The 9287-nt window shown below is 75.6% G+C and carries 10 protein-coding genes; 5 read left to right on the top strand and 5 right to left on the bottom strand.

The genetic code is table 11. The annotated features are described in order from the left end of the window. The first annotated feature begins 39 nt into the window (after window positions 1-39). The 5 genes from ACTUAL_RS16480 (at window position 40) to ACTUAL_RS16460 (ending at window position 4626) form a co-directional block, all read left to right on the top strand. The gene (locus tag ACTUAL_RS16480; RefSeq protein WP_096491768.1) at window positions 40-243 is read left to right on the top strand and encodes a hypothetical protein; all 204 of its coding nucleotides are present in this window, start codon (window positions 40-42) and stop codon (window positions 241-243) included. A 41-nt stretch (window positions 244-284) separates the two neighbouring features. Beyond that, window positions 285-2162, top strand: a complete 1878-nt coding sequence (locus ACTUAL_RS16475; protein WP_440900888.1) for an AMP-binding protein — start codon at window positions 285-287, stop codon at window positions 2160-2162. Between the two features lie 133 nt (window positions 2163-2295). Next, window positions 2296-2448, top strand: coding sequence for a hypothetical protein (locus ACTUAL_RS16470; protein ID WP_012783683.1), 153 nt, complete (start codon window positions 2296-2298; stop codon window positions 2446-2448). Between the two features lie 61 nt (window positions 2449-2509). Continuing rightward, window positions 2510-3007, top strand: a complete 498-nt coding sequence (locus ACTUAL_RS16465; RefSeq protein WP_232519706.1) for a PH domain-containing protein — start codon at window positions 2510-2512, stop codon at window positions 3005-3007. An 83-nt stretch (window positions 3008-3090) separates the two neighbouring features. Next, window positions 3091-4626, top strand: a complete 1536-nt coding sequence (locus ACTUAL_RS16460) for a PH domain-containing protein (RefSeq protein WP_440900889.1) — start codon at window positions 3091-3093, stop codon at window positions 4624-4626. On the opposite strand, the gene ACTUAL_RS16455 is transcribed toward ACTUAL_RS16460, so the two are convergent. From ACTUAL_RS16455 to ACTUAL_RS16435, 5 genes are all read right to left on the bottom strand, one after another. Beyond that, window positions 4601-6028, bottom strand: a complete 1428-nt coding sequence (locus ACTUAL_RS16455) for a PTS fructose transporter subunit IIC (protein WP_440900887.1) — start codon at window positions 6026-6028, stop codon at window positions 4601-4603. The genes ACTUAL_RS16460 and ACTUAL_RS16455 overlap by 26 nt on opposite strands. Further along, window positions 6025-6474, bottom strand: a complete 450-nt coding sequence (locus tag ACTUAL_RS16450; RefSeq protein WP_440900886.1) for a PTS sugar transporter subunit IIA — start codon at window positions 6472-6474, stop codon at window positions 6025-6027. The genes ACTUAL_RS16455 and ACTUAL_RS16450 overlap by 4 nt, the downstream gene beginning before the upstream one ends. Next, on the bottom strand, window positions 6471-7397 hold the full coding sequence (locus ACTUAL_RS16445) for a 1-phosphofructokinase family hexose kinase (RefSeq protein ID WP_440900885.1): 927 nt from the start codon (window positions 7395-7397) through the stop codon (window positions 6471-6473). Before ACTUAL_RS16445 ends, ACTUAL_RS16450 begins: the two co-directional genes overlap by 4 nt. Next, on the bottom strand, window positions 7394-8155 hold the full coding sequence (locus tag ACTUAL_RS16440; protein ID WP_440900884.1) for a DeoR/GlpR family DNA-binding transcription regulator: 762 nt from the start codon (window positions 8153-8155) through the stop codon (window positions 7394-7396). The genes ACTUAL_RS16445 and ACTUAL_RS16440 overlap by 4 nt, the downstream gene beginning before the upstream one ends. A gap of 98 nt (window positions 8156-8253) precedes the next feature. Next, window positions 8254-9222, bottom strand: coding sequence for a GlxA family transcriptional regulator (locus tag ACTUAL_RS16435; RefSeq protein ID WP_440900883.1), 969 nt, complete (start codon window positions 9220-9222; stop codon window positions 8254-8256). Window positions 9223-9287 lie beyond the last annotated feature (65 nt).

Below are 9287 nucleotides of genomic sequence, written 5' to 3'. Positions count from 1 at the left end.
CCGCAGCGCCCGCGTCGAGGAATATGGAGGTAGGAACCTGTGAGCACAGGTAAGGAGTGGCAGATCGCCTGCCGCGACATCGCTTCCCGTCGCCGTGACATGACCGTCTTCGTCAGCCAGGGGCACGTCGTGGTCACCGTGCCGCCCGGCGAGGCCGCCGTGCTCACCCCCCTGGAGGTGGGCAGGCTGCGCGCCGCGCTGCGGGACGCCGTCGTGAACGCCTCCGACGCCCCGGAAGCCTGACCCTCTTCCTACTCACGGGTAGGTAGTGCCACCATCGAGCGATGGGCACCTACTCGGCAGCACGGGCGCTGGCGACCCTGGTCCGCGCGGGCGTGGTGCGCCCGATGCGGCCGGACCGGCTGCTCGGCGTGCTCGGCGCGTACCTGCGCTGGCGCGTCACCCTGCCCTTCGGCTACGCCACCGGCGTGGCGAGGCACCCCGACCGGACCGCGCTGGTGGACGACCTCGGCGCGCTGACCTACGCCGAGGTCGACCTGCGCACGACCCGGCTCGCGGCGGGGCTCGCCGCGCTCGGCGTGCGCGGTGACCAGCGGGTCGCCGTGCTGTGCCGCAACCACCGGGGGTTCGTGGAGACCGTCACGGCGTGCGCGAAGCTCGGGGCCGACGTGGTCCTGCTCAACAGCGGGCTGAGCCCGGCGCGGCTCGTGGCGGTGCTGCGGGAGCAGGAACCGGTGGCGCTGGTGGCCGACGCCGAGTTCGACGGAGCGCTGCGCGACGCGCCCAGCGGGATCATCCGCGTCACGGCCTGGCCGGAGGACGGCGGGAGCGCGGACGACGCGGGCGACGCGGGAACGGGGAACACCAAGGCTGAGGACGCGAGGGCTGGGAACGCGGGGCCCGGGGACGCGAGGGCTGGGGACGCGGGGCCCTGGGACGCGGGCAGGAACGCGGGAAACGCGGGAACCGGGCACGTGGACGGGAACGCGCGGGCCGGGAGCGTGGGCAGGACTGCGCAGGCCGAACAGGTGGGCGGAATCGCGCGGGCCGGGCACGCGGGTGGAAGTGCGCGGGCCGGCCACGGGAACGGGCCCGCGGAGGCGGGTGGCGCGGCGCCAGGCGGCCTGCCCGGCGGAACCCGCGACCACCCCCGCACCACCCTCGACGACCTGCGCGCCACCACCACGCCCCTCCCCGCCCGCACGAGCCGCAGTCACGTCGTCGTGCTCACCTCCGGCACCTCGGGCCCCGCGAAGGGCGCCCGTCGCCCCGAGCCGCCGAGTCTCGCGCCCGCCGCGGCGCTGTTCTCGCGCATCCCCCTGCGGCACGGCGACGTCTGCGCGATCCCCGCCCCGCTGTTCCACACCTGGGGCTTCGCCGCGTTCCAGCTCGCCCTCGTGCTCGGCGGCACGCTCGTCCTGCGCCGCCACCCGACCCCGGAGGCCCTGGCCCAGGACCTGCGCGGGTGCGACGCCCTGTTCACCGTCCCCGTCCAGCTCCAGCGCCTCCTGGAGGTGAACGGCCCCCTCCCCTCCCCCAGGGTGATCGCGTCCAGCGGTTCCGCGCTGCCGCCGCGCGTGGTCCGGGACTGCCTGCGCCGCACCGGTCCCGCGCTGCACAACCTCTACGGCTCCACCGAGGTCTCCTGGGTCACCGTCGCCCGCCCCGACGAGCTGGCCGCGCACCCGACCACCGCCGGAAGACCACCGCCCGGCACCGTCCTGGAGATCCTCGACGAGCGCGGCGACCCCGTTCCCCCCGGCGAGACCGGTCGGATCTTCGCGGGCAACGCCATGCTGTTCGACGGCTACACCCACGCCGAGAGCCGCGACCGGGTGCGTGGGCTCCTGCCCACCGGGGACCTCGGCCGGGTCGTCGACGGGCTGCTGTTCGTCGTCGGCCGGGACGACGAGATGGTCGTCTCCGGCGGCGAGAACGTCCACCCCTCGGCGGTCGAGGACGTGATCTCCGCTATGCCCGGCGTGCGCGAGGTGGCCGTGGTGGGCGTGCCGGACGAGCGGTTCGGGCAGCGGCTGGTGGCCCACGTGGTCAAGGACGACGACGGCCCGACCGAGGAGGCGGTGCTGGCGCGGGTGCGGGCGGAGCTCGCCCGGTTCGCCGTGCCGCGCGCCGTCGTCTTCCGCCCGGAACTGCCCCGCAACGCCACCGGCAAGGTCCTCAAGCGCGAACTCGGAGCGTGATCGGGCGGAACTCGGGGGTGAGCGCGCGCCGCCATGTGTGCCATGCTCCGCGAGGACGTTTGCCTCCCCTGCGTCCCAGGGCCGCGAACCGCTGCCGCGGGCCGCGGTGCCACCGAGCGAACGGAGCTTGACGATGGTTGTTAACTCTCTCCGCAGGATCCTCGCGGTCGCCGCTCTCTGCGCGTCCTTCGGCGTGGTCGCGGCCGTCGCGGCGAGCGCGAGCCCCGCGGTCAACGCCTCCGCGATCGAGGACACCTTCACCCCGCCCTACTCCATCGAGCCCTGAGCACCCGCTCACCGGCCGGGGTCGTGTGACGCGACCCCGGTCCTTCGGGCACAGTGAGTGAGTGAGCACCGACGTGTTGCGCCTGCGCGCGCCCCGGAACCGGGTCAGCCGCAGGGCGATCACCCTCTGGACCCTGGACGCGGCGATCGGGTGGCTGGTGCTGCTGGCGATCCAGCTGGTCCCCTACTTCCTGGTGTCGGACGCGTCGACGTGGCAGACCGCTGGCCTGGTGGCCACGGTCGTCGTGGGCGTGGCGCACACGCTGGTGATGCCCCGGTGGCGGTACCGCGTGCACCGCTGGGAGGCCACGCCGGAGGCGGTGTACACGCTGTCCGGCTGGTTGACCCAGGAGTGGCGGATCGCGCCGGTCTCGCGCATCCAGACCGTGGACACCAAGCGCGGGCCGCTCCAGCAGCTGCTGCGCCTGTCGACGGTGACGGTGACCACGGCGTCGGCGGCGGGGCCGGTGGAGATCGCCGGTCTGGACCACGCCGAGGCGGTCCGGCTGGCCGAGGAGCTGACCTCGACGACGCAGGCCACGCCGGGTGACGCGACGTGACGACGCCGGACGAGCGCGGGCAGGCGACCCCCATCCCCGTGCCGGAGACCTGTGCGCCGCAAGCCGAAGCGCCCCGGACGCCGATGCCTCAAGCCCCGGCGGTCCAGCCCGACCACCCGCTCCCCGCCTACCCCACCGCCCCCGAGCTGAACGACGAGCTGGTCGTCGACTGGCACCGGCTGGACGCGCGCATGGTCGTGGTCCGCCCGCTCAACGAGATCCTCGGCCTGGTCCCGGTGCTGATCGGCCTGCTGGTCCTGGGCAACGGCGACGGCTGGCGGGTCGGCATCAGCATCGCCGTGGTGGTCCTGATCATCGCGCTGGGCGTGCTGAACTGGATCACCACCCGCTACCGGATCACCCCGGAGCAGGTCGAGCTGCGCACCGGCCTGTTCGTGCGCAAGCGCCTGGCGGTGCCGCGCGACCGCATCCGCAGCGTCGACCTGACCGCGAAGCTGGGCCACCGCCTGTTCGGCCTGTCCGCCGTCAGGCTGGGCACGGGCAGCCGCGACCAGCCCGGTGAGGACGGCCTGACGCTGGACGCGGTCACGTCGGCGGAGGGCGAGCGGTTGCGCGTGCTGCTGCTCGACCACGCCCCGCGGACCGGGCGGTCGCCCGACGGGGGCCCGCGCCCGGTGGAGCCGGGCACGACGCTGGCCGAGCTGGACACCCGCTGGCTGCGCTACGCCCCGCTGACCCTGTCCGGCCTGGTCGGCATCGGCGCGCTGTTCGGCGTGGTGGTGAACTTCGCCCGCGAGCTGGACATCGAGGTGCTGGACCCGGCGGTGGACGCCGCGCACTGGGTGGTCGGGCAGCCGCTCGCGCAGACGATCGCGGTGTCGGTGCTGGTGGTGGCGGTGCTGTCGACGCTGGGCGCGCTGCTGCTGTACGTGCTCCAGTTCTGGGGCTACCGGCTGACCCGCGAGCCGGACGGCACGGTCCGGGTGCGGCGGGGGCTGCTGACGACGCGCTCGGTGTCGCTGGCGGAGCAGCGGCTGCGCGGCGTGGAGGTGCAGGAGGCGCTGCTGCTGCGGGCCGGTCGCGGCGCGAAGGCGGTCGCGGTGACCACGGGGTTGGGCCGCAAGGGCGAGAGCAGCCTGCTGCTGCCGCCCGCCCCGCGCGCCGAGGCGCACCGGGTGACGAGCGAGGTGCTGCGGGTCGAGGTCCCGCCGACGACCGCGCCGCTGCGCGGGCACCCGGCCGCGGCGCTGCGCAGGCGGGTGGTGCGCGCGGTGGGACCGGCGCTGGTGCTGGTGGCCGCGCTGGTGGTGTGGGCCCCGTCGTGGGCGTGGCAGGCGGCGCTGCCGCTGGTGCCGCTGGCCGCGCTGGTGGGCTGGGACCGCTACCGCTCGCTCGGGCACGCGCTGACCGACCGCTACCTGGTGGTGCGGTCGGGTTCGCTGCTGCGGGAGACGGTGGCGCTGCAGCGCACCGGGATCATCGGTTGGCGGGTGCGCCGGACGTTCTTCCAGCGCCGCGCGGGCCTGGTGACCGTGGTGGCCACGACGGCGGCGGGCGACGGGCACTACGCCGTGGTGGACGTCGGCGAGGCGGACGGCCTCGCCGTCGCCGACGAGGCCGTCCCTGACCTGCTCAGGCCGTTCTTGCTGCGCCCGTGAACTGCTTGAGCAGCACCACGGCGGCGGCGGACACGAGCGTGCCGACCACCAGGGACAGCAGGAACTGCAGCGGCCCGCCGATGAAGCCGATCACGAACAGGCCGCCGTGCGGCGCGCGCAGCGTCGCGCCGAGGCCCATGGACATCGCGCCGGTGACGGCGGAGCCGAGCATCAGCGGCGGGATGACCCGCAGCGGGTCGGCGGCGGCGAACGGGATCGCGCCCTCGGTGATGAACGACGCGCCGAGCAGCCACGCGGCGCGCCCGTTCTCCCGCTCGACCGGGGTGAACAGGGCGCCGCGCACGGCCGTGGCCAGCGCGAGCGCGAGCGGCGGCACCATGCCCGCGGCCATCACGGCGGCCATGATCTCCAGCGACGCCTGGGCGCCGGTGGTGAGGCCGCCGATGGCGAAGGTGTAGGCGGCCTTGTTGACCGGGCCACCCATGTCGAACGCCATCATCAGGCCGAGCAGGGCGCCGAGCAGGACGGCGCTGGTGCCGGTGAGCCCGCCGAGCCAGTCGGTCAACCCGGTCGTCGCCGCCGCGACCGGCTTGCCCACCACCAGGTACATGAGGATGCCGACGGCGGCCGACCCGAGCAGCGGGTAGACCACGACCGGCATGACCCCGGCCATCCACTTCGGCACCTTGATCCGCTTGAGCCCCAGCACGACGGCGCCCGCGAGGAGACCCGCGACGAGGCCGCCGAGGAAGCCCGCGCCGGTCGCCGAGGCGACCGCGCCGCCGACGAAGCCGGGCGCGATGGCGGGCCGGTCGGCCATGGCGAACGCGATGAAGCCCGCGAGCACCGGCACCAGGAACCCGAACGCGAGCGCGCCGGTCTGCTGGCTGAGCGCGCCCCAGCTGGCGGCGCTGGCCGGGTCGAAGTGCTCGGTGACGGGCGGCGCGTCGGTGACGTCGTAGCCGCCGAGGGCGAAGCCGAGCGCGATGAGCAGACCGCCCGCCGCGACGAACGGGATGAGGTAGCTGACGCCGGTCATCAGCCACTGGCGCAGCCGGGTGCCGAACCCGTCGCCGGGCTTGGCCTTGCTGGTCAGCGCGGGTTCGGCCGGGTCGGCGGCGGGTTCCCGCTCGCCCTCGGCGGCTGCGGCCCTTGCCTGCTCCAGCAGCCCGGCGGCGCCGCTGATGGCCTGCTTGACGCTCGCCTCCACCACCGGCAGCCCGGCGAACCGCTCCCGGCCGGACACCGCGACGTCGGCGGCCAGGATGACCGCGTCGGCCGAGGCGATGACCTCCTCGGGCAGCGGGTCGGACCCGGCGGAGCCCTGCGTCTCGACGGTGATCTCGTCGCCGGACGCCTTCGCCGCCTGCTCCAGGGACTCGGCGGCCATGTAGGTGTGCGCGATGCCCGTGGGGCACGCGGTGATCGCGACGAACCTCACGGCGCGACCTCGGTCCGGACGTAGGCCGCCAGCTGCTCGGCGTCGGTGGCCTCGCGCAGGGTGGTGGTGAACTCGGCGCGCACCAGCCTGCGGGCGAGCGCGGCGAGCACCTTCATGTGGTCGGTGCCGCCGCCCTCGGGCGCGGCGATCAGGAACACCAGGTGCGCGGGGCCGTCCGGGGCGCCGAAGTCGACGCCCGCCGCGCTGCGGCCGAACGCGAGCGTGGGCGCGGTGACGGCGGCCGAGCGGCAGTGCGGGATGCCGATGCCGCCTTCCAGGCCCGTGGGCATCTGCGCCTCGCGGGCGGCGACGTCGGCGAGGAACTGGTCCAGGTCGGTGACGCGGCCCGCCGCCACGAGCCGCTCCGCGAGGGCGCGCACGACCGCCTCGCGCGAGGTCGGCGCGAGGTCGAGTTCGACCAGTTCGGCTGTGATGAGTTCGGTCATGGTGCGCCTCCGCTGAGGGTGAGGTTCTCGTCGACGTCGACGAGGCGCACCGCGTCCGGGTGCACCTCGGTGGGGCCGGGCATCCGGCTTCCCTCGGCGGCCACCGCCGCCGTGCCGTAGGCGACCGCGGCGCGCAGCGCGTCCGGTCCGCCGCCGCCGGCGCGCAGGAACCCGGCGAGCGCCGCGTCCCCGGCGCCGACCGTGCTGCGGACGGTGGTGGGCGGGGCGATCGCGTGGTGCGCGCCTCGGGGGTCGACCAGCAGCGCGCCGTGCGCGCCGAGGGTGACCAGCACCGCGCCGACGCCGGCGGCGAGCAGCGCGCGCGAGACGCCGAGGACCGCGCCGAGCGTGGGCAGCTCCGCGCCCGCCAGCTCGGCCAGCTCGGCGTGGTTGGGGGCGAGCAGGTCGACGGGGCCCGCGTGGGCGAGCGGCGCGCCGGAGCTGTCGACGGCGACGCGCGCCCGGCCGGAACCGGCGGCGAGGCGGGCGTACAGGTCGGCGGGCGCGCCGGGCGGCAGGCTGCCGCAGCACACCAGCCAGTCGGCGTCCGCGCACAGCCGCGCGGACTGCCCGACGAGCGCGTCGACCTCGGCGGGCGACAGCTCGGGACCGGGTTCGTTGATCTTGGTGGTGGTGCCGTCCGCCTCGACCAGCGCGGTGTTGGCGCGGGTGTGCCCGGCCACGGGAACGGGGACGGCGGGGACCTCGCCGAGCAGGTCGAGCAGGAGCCGCCCGGACGCGCCGCCCACCGGCAGCAGGGCCACGGCGTCCGCGCCCGCGGCGGTGAGCGCGCGGGCCACGTTGACGCCCTTGCCTCCGGGCTCCAGGCGCACGGACGAGGCGCGCAGCACCTCGCCCCTGGTGAGCGCGCCGATTGCGGCGGTGCGGTCCAGGCTGGGGTTGGGGGTGACGGTGACGATCACGCCAGCACCACCGAGGGGCCCTCGGCCTCCAACTCGCGCGCCGCCGCCCGGTCGAGGCCGCTGTCGCTGATCAGGACATCCAGGTCGGAGAGCTTGGCGAACCGGCTGAGCTGGTCGGTCCCGTGCTTGCCGTGGTCGGCCAGCAGCACGCGCCTGCGCGCGGCGGAGACCATCGCGGTCTTCACGGCGGCCTCCGCGAGGTCGGGGGTGGTGCAGCCGCGCTGGGCGGAGAACCCGTTGGCTCCGAGGAACACCACGTCCACGAGCAGCCCTTCGAGCGCGTCCAGCGCCCAAGACTCGACGGCGGCGAGGGTGGCCCCCCTGACCCGGCCGCCGAGCAGGTGCAGGGTCGCGTTGGGGCGGGCGGCGACGGCGGTGGCGATGGGCACCGAGTTGGTGATGACGGTCAGCTCCCGGTCGGTCGGCAGGAGCGCGGCGAGGCGGGCGGTGGTGGTGCCCGCGTCCAGCAGGACCGAGCCGCGCTCGGGCAGGTGGTCCAGCGCGGCGCGGGCGATGCGGTCCTTCTCGGCGGCGTTGGTGCGGTCGCGCTGGGCGACGCCCGGTTCGACGTCGAGCCGGTCGACGGCGACCGCGCCGCCGTAGACCCGGCGGACCAGGCCCTGGCGCTCCAGGACGCCCAGGTCGCGCCGGATGGTCTCGGGGGCGACGCCGAGCTCCTCGGCCATGTCGCTGACGTCGACCCTGCCGTCCCGCCGCGCCCGCTGCGCCAGCAGGGCGTGCCGCTCCGCCGCGTACATGCCCGTTTACCTCCGTTGTTGCCCGTTGCTACGCGATTCTGCTCGCAATCGCGCCGCAAGCAATGGGCCGTTCGGGTGAAAGCAAACCGAATCGGGCATCACCCGGCAGAGCGGAACGTGGTCCGGTAACCGCTCGGGGACACCCCGAGCGCGGCGGCGAACCGCTGGCGCAGCGCGGCGCCGGTGCCGAACCCGGCGTGCCTGGCGACCTGGTCCACCGGCAGGTCCGTGGTCTCCAGCAGCCTGCGCGCCCGGTCCACCCGCTGCCGCAGCAGCCACTCGCCGGGGCTCGCGCCGGTCTCCTCCCGGAAGCGCCGGGTGAACGTGCGCACGCTCATCCGCGCCCGCCCGGCCAGCGCGCGCAGGTCCAGCGGCTCGTCGAGGTGCTCCAGCGCCCACGCGCGCACGGGCGCGGTCGACGCGTCCCCGGTGACCGGCAGCGGGCGGTCGATGAACTGGGCCTGGCCGCCCGGCCGCCACGACGGCACCACGCTGCGCCTGGCCGCCCGGTTCGCGACCTCGCTGCCGTGGTCGGCGCGCACCACGTGCAGGCACAGGTCGATGCCCGCCGCCACGCCCGCCGAGGTGAGCACGTCGCCGTCGTCCACGAACAGCACGCCGGGGTCCAGCTCGACACGGGGGAACAGCAGGCGGAACTCCTCGGCGTGCAGCCAGTGCGTGGTGGCGCGCCTGCCGTCGAGCAACCCGGCCGCGGCGAGCGCGAACGCGCCGGTGCAGATGGACATCACGCGCGCTCCCCGCGCCGACGCCGCCCGCAGCGCCTGACCGACCCCGTCGGGCAGCTCGCCCCGGTCGATCAGCGCGCGGTCGTGCACGCCGGGCACCACGACGGTGTCCGCCTCGCCGAGCAGGTCAAGGCCCCGGTCGGCGGGGACGGAGACCCCGGAGGCGGCGACCACCGGCGCCCCGCCGGGGGTGCACACGTCGACCCGGTAGAGCCGCCGGTCGGCCGCGTCGCGGGCGCCGCCGAGGATCTGGCCGGGGACGCCGAGGTCGAACGCGACCACGTCCGGCAGCACGAGCAGGACAACGCGGTGGGGTGGCATGGCCGGATGTTTGCACATGATGGCCCACCGGCCACTTCTGCGGGCGCGCCAGGGGAGCGCACGCT

This window comes from Actinosynnema sp. (assembly GCF_052038725.1).
The sequence above is the reverse complement of the archived record's forward strand: the minus strand, read 5'-3'. Positions and strand labels throughout refer to the sequence as shown.

Excerpts from the sequence above, each read along its gene's own strand:
- ACTUAL_RS16475 (WP_440900888.1), top strand. The coding sequence starts at position 285 with ATGGGCACCTACTCGGCAGCACGGGCGCTGGCGACCCTGGTCCGCGCG.
- ACTUAL_RS16440 (WP_440900884.1), bottom strand. The coding sequence starts at position 8,155 with ATGTACGCGGCGGAGCGGCACGCCCTGCTGGCGCAGCGGGCGCGGCGG.
- ACTUAL_RS16435 (WP_440900883.1), bottom strand. The coding sequence starts at position 9,222 with ATGCCACCCCACCGCGTTGTCCTGCTCGTGCTGCCGGACGTGGTCGCG.
- ACTUAL_RS16460 (WP_440900889.1), top strand. The coding sequence starts at position 3,091 with ATGCCTCAAGCCCCGGCGGTCCAGCCCGACCACCCGCTCCCCGCCTAC.
- ACTUAL_RS16470 (WP_012783683.1), top strand. The coding sequence starts at position 2,296 with ATGGTTGTTAACTCTCTCCGCAGGATCCTCGCGGTCGCCGCTCTCTGC.
- ACTUAL_RS16450 (WP_440900886.1), bottom strand. The coding sequence starts at position 6,474 with ATGACCGAACTCATCACAGCCGAACTGGTCGAACTCGACCTCGCGCCG.